The organism is Dialister succinatiphilus YIT 11850 (assembly GCF_000242435.1).
GTDB classification, from domain to species: Bacteria; Bacillota; Negativicutes; order Veillonellales; family Dialisteraceae; genus Dialister; species Dialister succinatiphilus.
Genome location: NZ_JH591187.1, coordinates 328,458 through 344,806, shown reverse-complemented (window position 1 = coordinate 344,806; position 16,349 = coordinate 328,458). Strand labels below are relative to the sequence as shown.

Annotated in this window: 15 protein-coding genes; 6 read left to right on the top strand and 9 right to left on the bottom strand. The window is 51.3% G+C overall.

The genetic code is table 11. The annotated features are described in order from the left end of the window. Nucleotides 1-13: 13 nt before the first annotated feature. The 3 genes from HMPREF9453_RS01425 to HMPREF9453_RS01410 all read left to right on the top strand — a co-directional run bounded on the left by HMPREF9453_RS01425 (nucleotide 14) and on the right by HMPREF9453_RS01410 (nucleotide 3,111). The gene (locus tag HMPREF9453_RS01425; RefSeq protein WP_008858781.1) at nucleotides 14-805 is read left to right on the top strand and encodes an adenosylcobinamide amidohydrolase; all 792 of its coding nucleotides are present in this window, start codon (nucleotides 14-16) and stop codon (nucleotides 803-805) included. Nucleotides 806-1,191: 386 nt separating this feature from the next. Then, nucleotides 1,192-2,175, top strand: coding sequence for a zeta toxin family protein (locus tag HMPREF9453_RS01415; RefSeq protein WP_232217303.1), 984 nt, complete (start codon nucleotides 1,192-1,194; stop codon nucleotides 2,173-2,175). A gap of 51 nt (nucleotides 2,176-2,226) precedes the next feature. Next, nucleotides 2,227-3,111: an epoxyqueuosine reductase gene (locus HMPREF9453_RS01410; protein WP_008858779.1), complete on the top strand. Its 885-nt coding sequence runs from the start codon at nucleotides 2,227-2,229 to the stop codon at nucleotides 3,109-3,111. 224 nt (nucleotides 3,112-3,335) lie between these two features. Here the strand turns inward: HMPREF9453_RS01410 and HMPREF9453_RS01405 are convergent, their stop codons facing one another. The 5 genes from HMPREF9453_RS01405 to HMPREF9453_RS01385 form a co-directional block, all read right to left on the bottom strand. After that, nucleotides 3,336-4,622 carry a purple acid phosphatase family protein gene (locus tag HMPREF9453_RS01405; RefSeq protein WP_008858778.1) on the bottom strand — a complete coding sequence of 429 codons (1,287 nt, stop codon included), beginning with the start codon at nucleotides 4,620-4,622 and terminating at the stop codon, nucleotides 3,336-3,338. Nucleotides 4,623-4,805: 183 nt separating this feature from the next. Then, the gene (locus tag HMPREF9453_RS01400) at nucleotides 4,806-5,591 is read right to left on the bottom strand and encodes a TIGR03915 family putative DNA repair protein (protein ID WP_008858777.1); all 786 of its coding nucleotides are present in this window, start codon (nucleotides 5,589-5,591) and stop codon (nucleotides 4,806-4,808) included. Nucleotides 5,592-5,603: 12 nt separating this feature from the next. Then, the gene (locus HMPREF9453_RS01395) at nucleotides 5,604-6,848 is read right to left on the bottom strand and encodes a putative DNA modification/repair radical SAM protein (RefSeq protein ID WP_008858776.1); all 1,245 of its coding nucleotides are present in this window, start codon (nucleotides 6,846-6,848) and stop codon (nucleotides 5,604-5,606) included. A gap of 113 nt (nucleotides 6,849-6,961) precedes the next feature. Continuing rightward, entirely contained in the window at nucleotides 6,962-7,138 is a 177-nt protein-coding gene (locus HMPREF9453_RS01390; RefSeq protein ID WP_008858775.1) for a hypothetical protein, read from the bottom strand. A gap of 15 nt (nucleotides 7,139-7,153) precedes the next feature. Beyond that, nucleotides 7,154-8,098, bottom strand: coding sequence for a cytochrome d ubiquinol oxidase subunit II (locus HMPREF9453_RS01385; RefSeq protein WP_008858774.1), 945 nt, complete (start codon nucleotides 8,096-8,098; stop codon nucleotides 7,154-7,156). 183 nt (nucleotides 8,099-8,281) lie between these two features. Between HMPREF9453_RS01385 and HMPREF9453_RS01380 the strand changes: the two genes are divergently transcribed. Beyond that, nucleotides 8,282-8,542, top strand: coding sequence for a hypothetical protein (locus HMPREF9453_RS01380; protein WP_008858773.1), 261 nt, complete (start codon nucleotides 8,282-8,284; stop codon nucleotides 8,540-8,542). A 76-nt stretch (nucleotides 8,543-8,618) separates the two neighbouring features. On the opposite strand, the gene HMPREF9453_RS01375 is transcribed toward HMPREF9453_RS01380, so the two are convergent. The 4 genes from HMPREF9453_RS01375 to HMPREF9453_RS01360 all read right to left on the bottom strand — a co-directional run bounded on the left by HMPREF9453_RS01375 (nucleotide 8,619) and on the right by HMPREF9453_RS01360 (nucleotide 13,808). Then, nucleotides 8,619-9,128 carry a hypothetical protein gene (locus tag HMPREF9453_RS01375; RefSeq protein ID WP_148363672.1) on the bottom strand — a complete coding sequence of 170 codons (510 nt, stop codon included), beginning with the start codon at nucleotides 9,126-9,128 and terminating at the stop codon, nucleotides 8,619-8,621. A gap of 164 nt (nucleotides 9,129-9,292) precedes the next feature. Then, nucleotides 9,293-10,600, bottom strand: coding sequence for an FtsW/RodA/SpoVE family cell cycle protein (locus tag HMPREF9453_RS01370; RefSeq protein WP_008858771.1), 1,308 nt, complete (start codon nucleotides 10,598-10,600; stop codon nucleotides 9,293-9,295). Next, nucleotides 10,573-11,223: a tRNA (guanosine(46)-N7)-methyltransferase TrmB gene (trmB, locus tag HMPREF9453_RS01365; protein ID WP_008858770.1), complete on the bottom strand. Its 651-nt coding sequence runs from the start codon at nucleotides 11,221-11,223 to the stop codon at nucleotides 10,573-10,575. Before trmB ends, HMPREF9453_RS01370 begins: the two co-directional genes overlap by 28 nt. 488 nt (nucleotides 11,224-11,711) lie before the next feature. Next, nucleotides 11,712-13,808, bottom strand: a complete 2,097-nt coding sequence (locus HMPREF9453_RS01360) for a sulfatase-like hydrolase/transferase (protein ID WP_008858769.1) — start codon at nucleotides 13,806-13,808, stop codon at nucleotides 11,712-11,714. A 204-nt stretch (nucleotides 13,809-14,012) separates the two neighbouring features. On the opposite strand from HMPREF9453_RS01360, the gene HMPREF9453_RS01355 reads away from it, so the two are divergent. Further along, entirely contained in the window at nucleotides 14,013-14,861 is an 849-nt protein-coding gene (locus HMPREF9453_RS01355; protein ID WP_008858768.1) for a LysR family transcriptional regulator, read from the top strand. Nucleotides 14,862-14,952: 91 nt separating this feature from the next. Beyond that, nucleotides 14,953-16,308 carry an MATE family efflux transporter gene (locus HMPREF9453_RS01350; protein WP_008858767.1) on the top strand — a complete coding sequence of 452 codons (1,356 nt, stop codon included), beginning with the start codon at nucleotides 14,953-14,955 and terminating at the stop codon, nucleotides 16,306-16,308. Nucleotides 16,309-16,349 lie beyond the last annotated feature (41 nt).

Here is a 16,349-nt window from a genome sequence, read left to right as displayed (position 1 = left end):
AAAGGAGAATATGATGGAAGAAATAGAACTTGCCATTCCAGGATGTTTTCTGTCCGTATCAGACGATAACCTGCTCATTGGCTCAAACCGGCCGCTCAGCTCCCTTTCCACCGCCATTTACGGCGGTGGACTCAGAACCATTCGCTATGCCTTAAACCACAGGCTCACTCACTATTACCCATCGGAAAAAGACTTCCCCGGCGGCTCCGTATCAGCCTATCTGGAAGAGTGTGCCAGAAGATTGACTGCGGATCCCGAAGAAAGCGCCGTCCTCCTTACCGCTGCCACTGTAAGCCTCTATTCCCATAAAATCATCCAAACCGGCCCGGTAACCGTGGAAATTGTAACCACCGGCGGCGTGGAGAAGACTGCCTGCCGCGCCTCCTCCCCTGCCCTCTACCGGGAAGAGGACGGCCGCTTTGCGCCCCTGGGCACCATCAACATGATGGTACTCCTGAAAGGCCGCCTCCCCGACGGCATTATGGCCAGGGCCTTCATCACCCTGACCGAAGGGAAAACCGCCGCCCTTCAGGACCTGGGCATTGCCGATGTCAATAACGGTCTTCCTGCCACCGGAACCGGCACCGACGGCATTACCTTCATCACCGACCCCAGCGGCCCTCTCTTCACCGACGCCGGCCCCTTCTCCGAACTGGGCGCCGCCCTGGCAAAAGCAGCCTATGAATCGGTTACCGAATGTCTTGTGAAATATGACCACCCCTGGAACTCATCGCCCCTCCTGCAGACACCGGATGCCGTAGATTTGAAACAATTAAAGAAATCCCTATCCAAAGAAAACCGATAAAATCAGAAATCGGTCTATCCATGAAAAAACGCTTCCCCAATCCCCATTCCCGGCTATCCGCTATCGGCTGTCCGCTGACGGCTCCCGATTCTCAATTCCCGAGTCCCCAGTTGGTTGTTCAAATCATTTAAAAAAACGATAAGCAAATTCGGAAAGCGGTAAGCGGATAGCGGACAGCTGGTCCCTACATCGGCTCCCGACTCCCCATTCCCGAGTCCCCACTCCCCAGTCTCCATTCCCCACTCCCCATTAAAAAAATAGACAAATCCCCTGCTCTTTGTTATGATTGATAATAGTATATTGTATTTAGAAAAGGAGTTGGTCAGGCTATGCCCTATGACGAGCGGACAATCAGCGAATTAAGTGAATCTGCGGAAATTACCCCTATGGGAATCCAACTGGAAGTGAATGCGGAAATTTTTACCACCATCCACAACCTGCTTTGGACCGTGAAAGATGAAGTGGAAATCGACAGGGCTGATGAGTCCCGTCTGTACAGTCTCTGGCGCACCACCATCCGCGAGATGTCACTCATTGAGCTCCGCAAAGGACACGGTCTTCCCATGTCTACCCAGGTAGGCATGCTCCAGGAAGCATATAATATAGAAACCCGTTACATGACGGACCAGATTTTCCGTCCGGTGAACATGAAGCTTGCCCGCCAGATGGCTGAGAGGGAAAGCGGCTTTCATGAGGATGAAATGAATGACCTCTTTGAGCGCACTGTTTGGCCGTCGGTGAAGGAAAACAAAACGGGAAATCAGAAGCACCCCATGGCCTTCATCATTGCCGGACAGCCCGGTTCCGGAAAAACCCGCATGTCTTCCATGATTATCGAAGAGTACGGCGGTAATATCATCCAGTCCATGAGTGATAATTTCCGGGGATTCCACCCCCGTTTCCGGCAGCTGCTTAAGAAATACGGCCAGTACTGCGCCTGCTTTTCCATAGAACAGGGGAAATACCTGTCGGACCTGACCATGAAAAAGGCTGCAGAAGGCCGGTACCACATCCTCCAGGAAGGTTCTCTGGAAAACGTGGCCCATACGCTGGACTATATTTCTTACCTGAAAGACATGGGCTATGAAATCTGCGTACTCCTTCGGGCCTGCCCGAAAAAGGAAAGCTGGAAAGCGATTCATCAGCTCTTCCTTCAGCAGCGGCTGAAAGCTCCCGGCCTTTCCCGGCTCATTACGAAGGACTATCACGACAAAGCCTGCATGGCCTTCCTCTCTGCCACCAATGACCTCATCAGTCAGAATCTCATGGACCGACTCATCATCAAGAGTCCCAAGGGACTTCTTTACGACAGTGATGATATGCCTACGGAGAGGGTCAGCGAACTTCTGGCCAGACGAATGGTTAAATAAAAGCAGCGGCGCCCTGAAAGCGCCGCTTTATTCATTTCAAAGGAAATTCCCATGGATCCGAAAACACTTTTCCTGGAAACCGCCCGATCTCTTCGGCTCACCGCCTGCGGCGCCTGCAGCATTGATTTTTCAAAGGACCTTTCTCAGGCTCTCTCCAAAGCCGGCCCCGTCCCCTTCGCACCGGCGGAAGCAGAAAAACGGCTTTCGCCGGAAAGCCTCCTTCCCGGTGCCCGCTCTTTCTTTGTCATTCTATTTCCCTATAAAACGGAAGAAAGGGAAATGGGAAACATTGCCCTCTACGCCCGAAGCGAAGACTATCACCGGGTCAATCACCGGTACATGGACCGCATCATAGAGGTGGCAGCAAAAGCCTTTCCCCAGGCCCGTTTCAAAGCTCTCACCGACACGTCCCCCATGGTGGACCGGTGGCTGGCCTACGCCGCAGGGCTGGGCTTCTTCGGAAGAAACCACTGCCTCATCCATCCGGTGTACGGTTCCTATGTCACCATCGGCGCCATTCTCACCACCCTTCCCCTTTCCCCCGATACCCCCCTCACCCTTTCCTGCGGAGACTGCCGCCTTTGTGAAAGGGCCTGCCCTGGGAAAATCATAGGGAAAGAGCCCTTCAACCCCTGGCACTGCAAATCCTATCTCACCCAGAAAAAAGAAGACCTCACCGAAGAAGAGCAGGACATCATCCGAAAAACTCCCCTTATTTTCGGCTGCGACGGCTGCCAGAACTGCTGCCCCTACAACAGGAAAGCGCCGCCTTCTCCCCTTCCTGAAATCCGGGAAAACCGGATTCCCTTCCTCACAAAAGAAATGATGGAATCCATGTCCAACCGAGCCTTCGATAAAACCTATAAAAATTACGCCTTCGCCTGGAGAGGGAAAAAAGTACTTCTCCGAAACTGGCATATAGTTCATGAAAAGTAAAAAGAGGCTGTGAAAAAATGATTACCATTTTTTCACAGCCTCTTTTGGTTTTTCCTGTTTCCTACAGCTGCCTTCCAGAGAAAGCAGCTGGAAAGGGCAGGCGTCCTATACAATGATGATTTCCTGTGATTCCTGTACTTTCATGGCCTGCAGTAAATCCATGACACCGCAGCAGGAAAATTCTTATATTTCCCGGGCCGCTGAATGAATCGGTATGCCTATCCCTATTCTCCCTTCTTAACTACTGTTTCGTGAAGTTTGGTACCGTCGGGGAGATAACCGGTCAGGGTCAACTGGCTGCCATCCGCTTCCAGAATGGAATAGTTATCACTTTCCGGCTGGGGAGCCACGTACTGATCCAGTGCATGCTGTTTCCACAGATCCGGATAGCGTACGTTGCCGGAAAGGCCGTCAATGACATATACCGGCCCCTTGTCGGACCGCTTGAAATCATAGATATGACCTCTGTCCCGATAGGTATGCAGGTGCGCAGAAATCACCAGATCCACGCCATACTTGTCAAAGAAAGGCATGAAGGCCTGTCCTTCTTCCGAAAAGCCCTCTTCCCGGTGGGGACGATTTTCATCAGCAAAGCCATACTGCAGAGGATCTTTGTGCATGAGCACCACTTTCCACTTCTGTTTTGTTTCCCGAAGATCCTTTTCCAGCCATACCTTTTCTTTTTCATACAGATCCGGCAGCCACTCTTTTTCTTCATACAGCGATGTATCCAGTACGGTGAAATGCACATTGCCCCAGTCGAAGGAATAGTAATGGTTTTTCAAATTCTTATTTCCATTATCGGGCAGATTGAAATGGGTGAGATAGCGTTGGGGCATATGATTCTTCCAGTCCAGAGAGTAGGCTTCGTGGTTGCCCAGCGCCGGTGCTACGGGGATGCGGGAAAGAAGATCCCCGCTGCTTTCAAACCAGGTCTGCCACTGGTATTCATCTTCCCCATTGTCTACCAGATCTCCCAGAGCAATCATGAAAGCCGCGTCCTGATTGTCCTTAGCTGCCTGATGTATCAGATTCTTCCAGTCCGTATAATCGGAGCTTTGGGAATCAGAGGTCACAATGGCCTTGAAAGGGCCTCCATTATCGGTATGAAGGGGATACCAGGAGCTCACCCGGTTTTCTTCCCTTGTTCTGTATTCATAATCCGTCCCTTTTTCCAGCCCCTTCAGCTCTGCTGTATATACAGTGCCGTTAGAAATGCCCCGATTTCCTTCCAGCCTTTCACCGGAAGCGGAAACGCTGTAAATGGTTTCGGTTCCTTTCTTTCTATATTCCAGAGAATTTTCCTTATCCGTAGGCATTTCCCACATGACAGTCCGTCCCTTTTCATTGTCTCCTGCCACCACCTGGTGTACGTTAAAGGGCTTCATGGTCTCCGTCACAGGGCCGGAAGCGGCCTGTCTGGATGAAGGGGCCGCCTGGTTTCCACAGCCCGCAGTGACGGCAGCAGTCAGTCCTAAAGCCACAAGCAGGGCTGTCCATTTCTGATTCATTCTGTTTCTCCTTTATTTTTATGTCTCTATGATGATAAAATCAATGGATAAAATCAATGATACTATTCTACAAGTTAAAGTGAACTTCAAGTCAAGTGCTTTTTCATGACATCAGTTCTGCAGAAAGATGAACGCATCCCTCTGTCGGCACCGACTTGCAATCAACGGATTGCCAAACCGCTTCTATCGCTTTTCCTCCCCTTTCAGCGGCAGATCCGACCGGTTATAGGGATCTTCCATTTCCGTCAGAAGACCCCAGTATTTCTTGGGGAGGAAATTTCTTCTTTCCCTTGGATTTCTTCTTTCTTCAATGCCCATATGGCGATAGTAGTTTTTCCACAGCCGGCGGAAATCTTCTTCTGATCCGCTGTATCTGACCTGCTGGTCTTCCTGTTCCACCATGCCCATGAAGAGATGGCCGTTTTCGTAGATGGCCGCTTCCCGGCGTCCCTTATCGTAAATAGCCCAGCGTTTCTGGGAAAACCGCTGTTGGAAATGGACAGCCAGGAGGGGGAGAATGTGGTGGTCCGGCTTCATGACCGCATAGAGCATGCCGTCATCCAGTTCGCTGAACCGGAGAATACCCCGAAATTTTTCTGCTTCGTTTCCCACTTCCCGGCACATGGCAAGAATATCCTGCACCCAGGGTTCTTTCCGGCAGGTATAAATCTTCTTCTCCCGCTTAAATCCTTCTTTCATAAAATAGAAGATTTTCATTTCCTTTCCTTCTTCGTTGGAAAGAAAGGCCCGGTACATCCAGCGCATCGCTTCTTTGCCGCACTTCTTTTCAAAGGCCGCCGCCACCTTTTCCGCATCCGGCAGGCGGGTGATGACAATGCTCTGGGCACCGAAAAGGGGCACTTCTCCCCCTTCCATCAGAATGCCTTCCAAATGGCTGGTACCGTGGTGGTAGATTTCATAAACGGTGGTCAAAAAGCCCACATAGGTTCCGTCATAAAAGAAATACATGGTATCCCTTCCTCAACTCTGGGTATCAAAAAGACTCATTTCCCGCACTTCCCTTACGGCTGTCCTGGAAATCAGGCGGCTGCGGAGCTGTTGGCTGTCAAGAGAAATCCCGCCGTAATAGCGGCCGTTCACAGTCATGAAATAACGGGCCCTTTTCATGACGATACCCACCCTTCTTACATCTTCAAAAGAAAGATTCCCGTAACGCCGGAGTTTGACAATGCGGAGAGCGCTTTTCACGCCGATGCCGGGCACCCGGAGAATCATTTCATAAGAGGCCCGGTTGATTTCTACAGGAAAGAGTTCCCTGTGCCTCAGGGCCCAGGTGCATTTGGGATCCAGCTCCTCATCAAAATCCGGTTCCTCCGGCGTAAGGATTTCTTCTGCCTGGAAATGGTAGAACCGAAGGAGCCAGTCTGCCTGGTAAAGCCTGTTCTCCCGGGAAAGGGGCGGCCGCCTTAAGGCAGGCAGATTCTTTCCCTTCATCACCGGCACATAGGCGGAATAGTACACCCTTTTCAAGGCGGCTTTCCGGTAAAGGCCCTGGGTAAGAAGGAGGATCTGCCGGTCGCTTTCTCCGCTGGCCCCCACAATGAGCTGGGTCGTCTGACCGGCCGGCACGAAGGAGGGAGCCTTTTTGAAATGTTTCTTTTCCTCCTTGTGCACTTCGATGGATTCTTTGAAAAATTTCATCGGTGCAAGGATGGCATTTCTTGTTTTCTGAGGCGCCAGAAGGCGGAGGGACTTTTCTGACGGCAGCTCTATATTCACGCTGACCCGATCCACGTACCGTCCCAGTTCATTGAGAAGGGCTTGATCCGTGCCCGGTATGCCTTTCATGTGGATATAGCCGTTGAAATGCTCCCGCTCCCGAAGCAGCCGGGCCACCTGGATCAGAAGCTCCGTGGTATAGTCGGGGGAGCGGATAATGCCGGAGGAAAGAAAAAGGCCTTCAATGTAGTTTCTCTTGTAAAATTCAATGGTGAGCGTCACGATTTCTTCCGGCGTCAGCATGGCCCGCTTCGTATCATGGCTCCGCCGGTTCACGCAGTATTCACAGTCATAAATGCAGGAATTGGTCATCAGTATTTTTAAAAGAGACACACAGCGGCCATCGGCAGTCCAGGTATGGCATATGCCGCTCTTATGGCCATTTCCCAGTCCCCCTGCATTGGCCCGGCTGGAGCCGCTGGATGAGCAGGATACATCGTACTTGGCCGCATCTGCCAGAATGTCCAGTTTTTCTCCGATATCCATATTTCCTCCTAGAACATTTTTTCTCGATTCATTATATCACAAAACAGAATGGTTGTTCCAGTAAAACTTCCATAAAAAAAACAGGCCTTCCAAGCCTGCTTTTTCTATGGACCTTATTCCTTTTCTTCTGTATCCTTCTTTTCTACTTTTTTCAGAACCACAGAAGAGCCCTGTTTTTCTGCTTCAAACTTATCCTCTTCCGTCAGGTGTTCTGAATCCAGCACGATTTTCACACCCATGCGGTCCAGCATTTCATCAATCGTATGCTGTGTCTTGAAAAGTTCACCCATTAGTATCATCCTCCATTATACATGATCTTTCCATTCATAATATTCTTTTTTGCGAATCTGCCTCCACAGGAAGGCCCCCAGGGTCCACACAAAGGCAATCACCAGAAGAGCCGTCCCCGGCATGCCGTCCATGGCCTGCTTCAGGGAATCCACTTCCACCGTAAAAAGGGAAGGAAGAACAGCGGCATAGGCCGAAAGGTAAATGGCAATGGCAAAGAAAGAAGAAACATACGCCGCTGCCAGTCCCACTTTCACATGGCGCATACGGGTCATGAAGAAGGCTGCCACAAAGAGAATGGCTGTGGCCACCAGACTGATCCAGAAGAAGCTGCCGTAGGTATTGGAATCACCGGCATGACTCTTAAGAAGGATGGCCAGAATGATGTATACCGCCACGGTGAGAACGCTGGATACCAGAAAAGCGGCGCGGAACCGTTCTGCCAGGGGATTCACCGCCTTCACCGCCCCATACAGGGTGCCCAGCTGGAAAGCAGCCAGAATCATCCAAAGAGCGCAGAAAATGCCAAGAATGGAAAATTGAGAACCGTCATTCATGAGAAGGGAAGAACCGGCCAGTCCCATCACCGCAAGGGCTGCATAGGAAAAGACAGAAATTACCTTCATCACCGCCGGCTGGCTGCAGGAATTTCTGAAAAGGGACGCTGCCATGCGAAGAAGAGCCCCTGCTGCCACCAGCAGGATGAGGACAATATTTTCCGTGTGAAATAAATTATCCGAAACACCGGGAATGGCGGCTCCCATCATGAAGAGCCCCAGGAAATACCAGAGTTCATTACCGTCCAGACAGGGACGAAGAAGGCCAAGCACCGCCCTGTTTTCATCCCGGCTGCGGCATACCAGCGGTGCAGAAAGGCACAGGCCCCAATCCGCTGCTTCCAGGATCATGTATAATCCGAAAAAGCAGAGTGGCAAAAGCAATACATTCGAATCAGCGTTCATAAAATCCTCCAATGATGATTAAAGATAACACCCTTTAAAAGTATACCACAACAGGAAGGACTGCAACAAAATTTTTAACTGTCAAAAAGAAAACAGGGCGTCTCCGTTTTGAACTCCTCCCCTGAATCTGCTATGATAAAAATAACAAATCAAGTGAAACTGATTGGCACAGGAGGGATACCTATGAATCTGTCTAAACTGGTAAAAGCACTTCTTTTGGCTATGGCTGCCGCTGTGGTATCCAAAAAATTAAAGCCGAAAGCAAAAAACAGAATCGAAGAAATGGCAAGGCCCGATTCTTCCACCCCCGCCGTATTAAAGCCACTGGAACCCATCACCAGGGCCTACTGGATTCTTCATCCCCAAAAAGCCCTCTATCTGTGGCTCTTCCAGAAATCCTTCGGCTTTGCCTGGAGCCTGGCTAAGAGATATTTCAGAAAATAAAGAGCCTCTCTCCCTATCACTCCCCCTCCACCCAGGAAAGGGAAATCAAAGGTCACACTTATCAGTACTCCTTGACTCAGCGTCTTTCCGGTAACCTTCTTCCCCTGTCCATGGCGCCCAGGAGAGTATCCTCTTTCCCTGCGGCATAGAGCATGAGGCCTCTGTACAGGGATAAAAGAAAGGGAGCCCCCCTCTTTTCCAGGTCCCTGTCAGAAATAATGGGAAAGGCCCAGTCAGCAGTGTAAATCAAAGCAGAATGGAACTCTTCCTTTTGAAAGAAGGACAGTACATTGGCCTCTGCCAGACTGATGCCAAAGGGCGTTCCGCCATAGAGGGAAAGACCCTTTCCCCCTGCCCTGCCGGCAGAAAAGGCGAAGCGGCCCGCTTTTTCCGGCGTATCGAAAAAAGCAAGGATGCTGCCTTCCCGGCCCCCTTCGACAGACCTTTCCTCCATGTCCCCTGCCAAAGTCAAAGATAGGTCCACCCCTTCCCCGGAAAGGGAAGAAGCCGCTTTTTGGAGAAGGAAAGAAGGTTTCGAATCTCCCTTGAAAAAGGCATACACCTGCAGTAATCTTTTTTCTTTCATTTCCATCATCCCTTTCCCTGTGAAGCTTTCCTCCGAGAAAACACCGATTCATCCATAGTATCTGCCTGTAAGAGACATTGTATGCACCCCGCCTCTCTGAGACCGTCAAAGGGGCTGTGAAAAAATGAGTTACCATTTTTTCACAGCCCCTTTTTGATTTGGTTTCAAGACCTTGAACCGTAAACGGAGCCCGACAGTTCGCCGAAGGAAAGAGGACGGCCTTCCATGGCGGCAATCCGTTTTCTTCTTTCCTGTTCATCATATTCCCGAAGGCTCTGGGTAGCAGTACCCCAGATGAGACCCAGGGCAGCCATGTTCATGAGAAGAGATGTGCCGCCGAAGGAGATGAAGGGCAGTGGTATGCCGGTGACCGGAAACCAGCCGATAACCATGGCAATGTTCACCAGGCCCTGCACGGAAATCAGAAGGGTCAGACCGTATACCAGAAGGGCCGGATAGGTTTCTTTCAGTTTTCTGCCCACTGACAGCCCGTAAAGCATGAAAGCCAGGTACAGGCAGAGCAGGGCAGCGGAGCCTATAAAGCCATACTCCTGACTGAATACGGCATAGGCAAAATCGGTATATTGTTCCGGCAGATAGAGGAATTTGGAGAATCCCTCCCCCATGCCCTGGCCCAGAATGCCGCCGGAGCCCACGGCAATGAGGCTCTGCATGGTCTGGTAGCCCATGCCCTGGGCATAGTCTTCCGGATGGAGGAGCACCACCAGCCGGGCCATGCGGTAGGGCGCCACAATGGCAAGCCCCAGGAAAAGAATAAAGGAAATCCCTAAGGACAGCAGGATTTCCAGAAGAGGCATGCCTGCTATGATGTAGAGAAGCCCCGGAAAAATAAGTATCATGCCGGCGGTACCCATATCAGGCTGTTTCAGCACCAGCACCGCCATGATGAGGGGCATGTAGAGCGGGGTGAAATAATGAAAAAGGCCGGCAAAGGTGGCACTCTTCTTTTTCCTTAGGGAGGGAATGAAAAGTCCCGCCACCGGCAGGAGCAGGTGTCCGAAAATGGACATGCCCATGCGGGCATCAATCTTTTTGGCCAGATGGGCCGATGCCCAGACCAGGCCGGTGACTTTGGCAATTTCCGAAGGCTGGAGTGAAAAAGGTCCCAGTGAAATCCAGCGGGTAGCCCCATTCACCGTCCGTCCTGCCACCATGACAAGAGCCAGAAGACCAATGGTGCCCAGGCACCACAGGAAAGCCCCCTTCTTAATCACATGGTAATTCACCCTTGACAGGATGAATGCAAGAAGGCTGCTCACTCCCAGAAAAACCAGATGCCTCAGGATATGGCTGTAGGGATTGGCACCGGACTCCATATTCATATAATAGGTAGAGCTGTATACATTAAAAGCCCCCAGGATAATCAGTATGCCTGCCACGATGAACATCTTCTGCAGTGCCCGGGGCGCATACTTCATATCAATCAGGGACGTCTCGCTACGAGACGACATACCGGATTCCCCTTTCTGGAGAACTTTTCCTCATATTCCGTTTCCACGTCCCCTGCCACCGGAGCGGCATGAAGGTCATAGGTCACATGGGAAAGTTCCCAGCCCATCGCTTTAAATTCTTCAATGGAAAAATCAAAAAGGTCCTTATTGTCGGTTTTGAAGCGGATTTCTCCGCCCTCCTTCAGGATAAGGGCATACCGTTTCAGGAAATCCCTGTAGGTGAGACGACGCTTGGCATGCCGTTTCTTAGGCCAGGGATCGCTGAAATTCAGATAAATCACATCCACTTCCCCTTCGCCGAAGATATTCAGGATTTCGCTCACATCGCCCAGAATCAAGCGCACATTAGTCAGCGGCGGTTCTTTTTCTGCCGTCTTTTTGGCAGCATAGTAAATGACCCCTTCCTGCACCTCCATGCCGATGAAATTCACCTGGGGATGGATAGCAGCCATGCCGGAAATAAACTGTCCCTTGCCGGTGCCAAATTCCACATGGAGCTCATTTTCCGGATGGGGAAATACGCTTCGCCACTTTCCTTTCTGGTCGGTCGGTTCCTCCAGATACAAAATATCTGTGTATTCTTTGATTGCTTCATCAATCCACGGTTTCCTGCGAAGCCTCATATATTTGATATCCTCCTTGGGAAATACAGGAAATGTATATCCTGATTTATTCATATAGTATCACAGCCCGAAAGATTTGTCACAAGGGGCCTTTGCGGCCCGGGTTCAGAAGAAGAAGGGTCTTAAGATTGACCGGCCCGACGGGCCGGAGGGTTCTTAGGTTTGACAGCACCTTTGTTGCTGAGGGTTGTGGTATCGCCCTGTCGGTGCACAGCGAACACATTTTGAAGGAGCGCTAGCGACGCGCAAAATGTAGTGAGTCGTTTCCCCTTTAGGGGGCGATATTTATAAAGTCAGCGTTGCTGGACTGGTATTTGTGTCACCCATGTCTCATGGCAAAGAGCAGGAGCCTCTTCCCAAGGAAGGGGCTATATACTGCCGCAAAGCGGCCACCAAAACCCTCAGCCGCCAAAGGCGGCTGTCAAACTTACGCCCCCTTGGGCCCGACGGGCCCATCAGCCCTCACGCCCGCAGGGCGTGTCAACCCTTTATTCTTCCTGGCTGGTACCGGAATTTTCTACCTCCGGCATAGGCTGGGCAGAAATAGGAATCTGGTGGAAATTGTCCCAGTCAAAGCTCCTGTTTCCATCGGCCCTGGCTCTGTCTGCAATCTGCCTGTTCCACTGCTCATCCATGAAGGCCTGGTCGCTCCCAAGCTGTTCCACGTCGTTTCGAATCATCACATTGCCATACATGGTCATCAGGGTGGTCACATCTTTATCGAAGCGGGGAGAGAAGATGTCGGCAGTGGGATCGTAATGAGCGGCGGTGAGGCCCATGATGCCCATGAAGGTATCATAGAGCATATCGTTGGAGAAAGGCATATTTCTTCTTTCCAACATGGACTTCATTTCCACAGGATGGGAAGCCCTGTAGGCATCGGATGTGTAAATCCAGAAAGGAATATGGACCATGGTGTAGTCGAACTGATCCGCATTGTGTCCCGGTCTTTCCGTCACCTGTTCCCCGTGGTCCGAGAAATAGAGCACACTGTCAGCGTGGAGCCAGTTGGTAGCCTCGTTCATAATATTTTCCATCACGTAATCATTGAAAAGGACGGAATTATCATACTCATCATTCATGATTTCCGCAGTACTTCTAGTATTTCCGGGATTCCTGGGCCAATGGTAGAATTCCGACGGATACCGATCCCAGTAGCTTACATGGCTGCCCATGAGGTGCACCACGATCAGCTGGCGGCGGTTATTGGGATCCACTTTCCGAAGGTAGGGAATGAGGGCGGTGTCATAATCCTTAGTCACCACGTCGGTGCCTACGTAGGAATTGATCCAGTACTGGTCATCACAGGCCGAACCGATGGCGCCAATCGGCGTATCCCAGACACCGAAACGGGACTGGTTGGAAATCCATGTGGTCTTAAAGCCTGCCTCCCTTGCCAGGTCGATAATGGAATAGGCTTCTGCCAGATTCATATCATTGTACTGGTTCTTTTCCGTCAGCGCTTCCGTCAGCACCTGCACCGTCTGGGTATAGCAGGAATAGCCGTGATTGAAGAACACATAATGCGGATCGGCTGCCGCTTCCGTCTGGAAGGGCGTAGTCTTTCTGGAATAACCGTACACATTCATATGGTCCCTGGTCAGGGATTCCCCGATAACGAGCACATAGACCCCGTCCGGTGCAGCCTTCAGCTGCCGCACGATATCCCTGTCTGCAATATGCATATGACGCCTTGCATTCACCATTTTCTGGAAATCAGAAAAGCTGTGCAGGGTTTCATAGGTTTCATAATACACATGGGCCAGCCTGGTACCGCCGATGGAAAGGGCGCAAAGTCCCACATTCACAAAGAAAAGGAGGAGCATGCCAAACCAGGTTTTTCTGGACACCTGCTCCCTGTTGAAGCTGAAACGGCTTGCTTTGAAAATGAGCCAGCCCAGAATGAGAAGCGCTGCCACACCGGCTGCGATTTCCGCATAGGGAATATTCACCTCAATATACTCCATGGTTTCCGCCAGATTCGTCTGGGCCAGAGCCAGCAGCATATTAATAGAAATGAGGGAGTGGGTAATCACATAATAACCAATGTAGGTAAACTGCACCAGGATATAAAGGATAATCAGCACCACGCAGGCTATGCGGGCAATCATCCGCGCCTTCCCCGGCAGAATCCAGGCCGCCGACAGGCAGGACACAAAGAGGTAGAGCGGTGTGGAAAGCTCGCCGCTCACATCGGACATATCCAGAAGCACCTCCGTCTGGGACGCCAGATAAGGCACGATAAGGGACAAAAGCCACAGGAAGCCAATGGTCAGCCAGAGATGGACGGCAGCTCTCTTCAAATGATGGCGGATGAAGTAGGCCGTCACAAATCCCACCTGCAGGAAGAGAAGAAATACCTTCACCTGGGAAAAGGGTTCATATCCGCCGGGAGCGCCAAAATACCAGGACAGGAAGAACGCCAGACAGAAAGGAATCAGCGTGGCAGCCACCCACCACCGTTTCCAGTGGCCGGGACTTTCCTTCTGCAGAGGAGAAGAAATATGGCTCTCCCGGTATTCTTTTTTCATATGGTCTTTCGTCTTCCGAGTCTCTCTTTCGGAACCGCTCTTTGTATGATTCATGGATTTTACACCTTTTATATAATAAAAATTTTTTACAAAATGAAACAGTCATAACTGATTTATTGTATCACAGAACAGGAAGCATTGGTAGATTCCAGAAATCACCCATTTTCACAGACCATCCCCGGGCAGCTCCTTTTCCTGCCCCTTCCCGCTGCCCGCCGTGATATAATGCACATAAGAACGTCATGCTGGGAGGCTTCTATGGATATTGATAAACTGTACTATTTCTTTGCGGCCGCAGAATCCGAAAGTTTTACAAAAGCCGCCGATCGGTGCCACATTGCCCAGACCACCATGAGCAAGTACATTGCCCAGCTGGAAAAGGAAACGGGCTGCACCCTTTTCCTTCGTTCCAGGAGCAGACTTTCTCTTACAAAGGAAGGACGGCAGTTTTATGAAGGCATGAAAAAAATTCATGGAGACTATGAGGCCCTTCTTTCCTCTCTTGCCGCACCAAAAGCCCTCTGCCGTCTGGGCCTTGCATCCCAGGAATACAGGGGCCTTGATTTCCTCCCGGACCTGCAGAAATCTTTTCCTCAAATCAGACTGTCCTACCATATGGCACCGGTACCGGAGCTGGAAAACGCCCTTGATGAAGGGGCCCTGGACGGAATCATAGGCCCCGACGCCATTGCTTTTCCCAAACGGTTTGCCACCATTCCCCTTATGCCCGTTCCCCAGTGCCTGGTATGCTCTGTATCCAGCAGCGAAAAGTACAAAGATATCCCCCGCCTCATTGGTTCCCTTTCCTTCCTGACGAAATCTCACAGTCCTTCCTATGTGGACAGCTGCCGGAAGAAATTTGAGGAAGTGTACCACACCTCCTTTGCAAAGAGCGAGAAGGTATCAAACTATACGGAGCAGCTCCTCCGCCTGTCCCTGGGCGGCGGCTTTTCCATTCTTCCCCTCCCGCCGGGCCAGAGTGAAAATCTCTGCGCCTTCCCCCTGCCTCCCTGCTTTGAAGAATGGACCTGTCTGGTATACAGGCCATCCCACGTATCCCCTTCCCTTCGCCGCTTCATTTCCTATTTCCATGAAAAAAAGTGCTGAATCGACGATTTTTCTTCTTTTTACTTTCTGAAAAAGACATGATATTCTTTTGAAATAAGAATATTCTGTCTTTTTTTATAAGGAAATCACCATGATACTTCAAAATGATCTGACCCGGGGACCCCTTTTTCCCAAAATGATGCGCTTTGCCATTCCCTATCTGGCAGCCTGCTTCCTCCAGACCTTCTACGGCATGGCGGATCTTTTCATTACCGGCCAGTACTATGGCGCCGCCCCCGTTACCGGCGTATCCATCGGCAGCCAGGTCATGCACATGATCATCGTCATGATTGCAGGCCTCACCATCGGCAGCGCCGTTTCCATCGCCCGGGCCCTGGGCGCGAAAGATGAAAAAGAAGCGTTCCGCCTCATGGGAAGCGCCGCTGCCCTTTTCATCCCCTTCTCCCTTGTATTCACTGGACTTCTCTTCCTCTCCATGCCCTTCATTCTGGAGCTGCTGCAGACACCGCCGGAAGCGCTGGAAGATACCCGAGCCTACCTGACCATCTGCTTTGCCGGAGTGCCCCTCATTGTACTGTATAACACAGTGAGCGGCTTTTTCAGGGGCATGGGAAACACAAAAGCCCCTATGACCTTCATTGCCATTTCCGGCATAGTCAATATCTTTCTGGACTACCTTCTCATCGGCTCCTTCCACATGAGCGCCGCCGGCGCTGCCTGGGGCACCTTTGCCAGTGAAGTGGTGAGCGTGGTCCTTTCCTTCGTCTACCTCTATCGGAAGCTGGCCCCCCTTTCCCTGAACCGCCGCTCCTTTCTTCCCGGAAAAAAATGGACCCGCCGCATCCTTTCCATCGGCGTTCCCATTTCCTGCCAGGACGGCCTCATTCAGGTATCCTTCCTCATTATCACCGCCATCGCCAACAGCCGCGGCGTGGAAGCCGCAGCGGCTGTTGGCATCGTAGAAAAGATCATCAGTTTCCTCTTCCTGGTACCCTCTGCCATGATGTCCACTGTATCGGCTACGGCCGCCCAGAACCTGGGCGCCGGTCTGACAGAAAGAAGCAGACAGGCCCTCCGCTATGGCATTACCGTCTGTGTCGCTTTCGGCCTTCTCTGTATCCTCCTCATCCATTTCAAAGCCCCTGAAATCGTAGCCCTCTTCGTACCGGGAGAAACCGCCGTCATTGCCATGGGGAACGACTACTTCCAATCCTATGTGGCAGACTGCGCCATTGCCGGCATCCACTTCTGCTTCTCCGGCTATTTTGCAGCCTGCCGGAAAGCGGCCTTCTCCTTCATCCACAATGTGATTTCCATCTTCACTATCCGCATCCCCGGCACCTATGCCGCCGCCCTCCTCTTCCCATCCCCCCTTTACCCCATGGGCATGGCTGCACCGGCAGGATCCCTTCTGTCTGTCATTATCTGTGTGTTCCTTTATAAAAAATATGTCAGGCGGCAGCCCGGCTGCAGAAAGAGCCGCTGACGGCTCCCGATTCTCGAGTCCCCAGTCTAGGCTATCGGCTA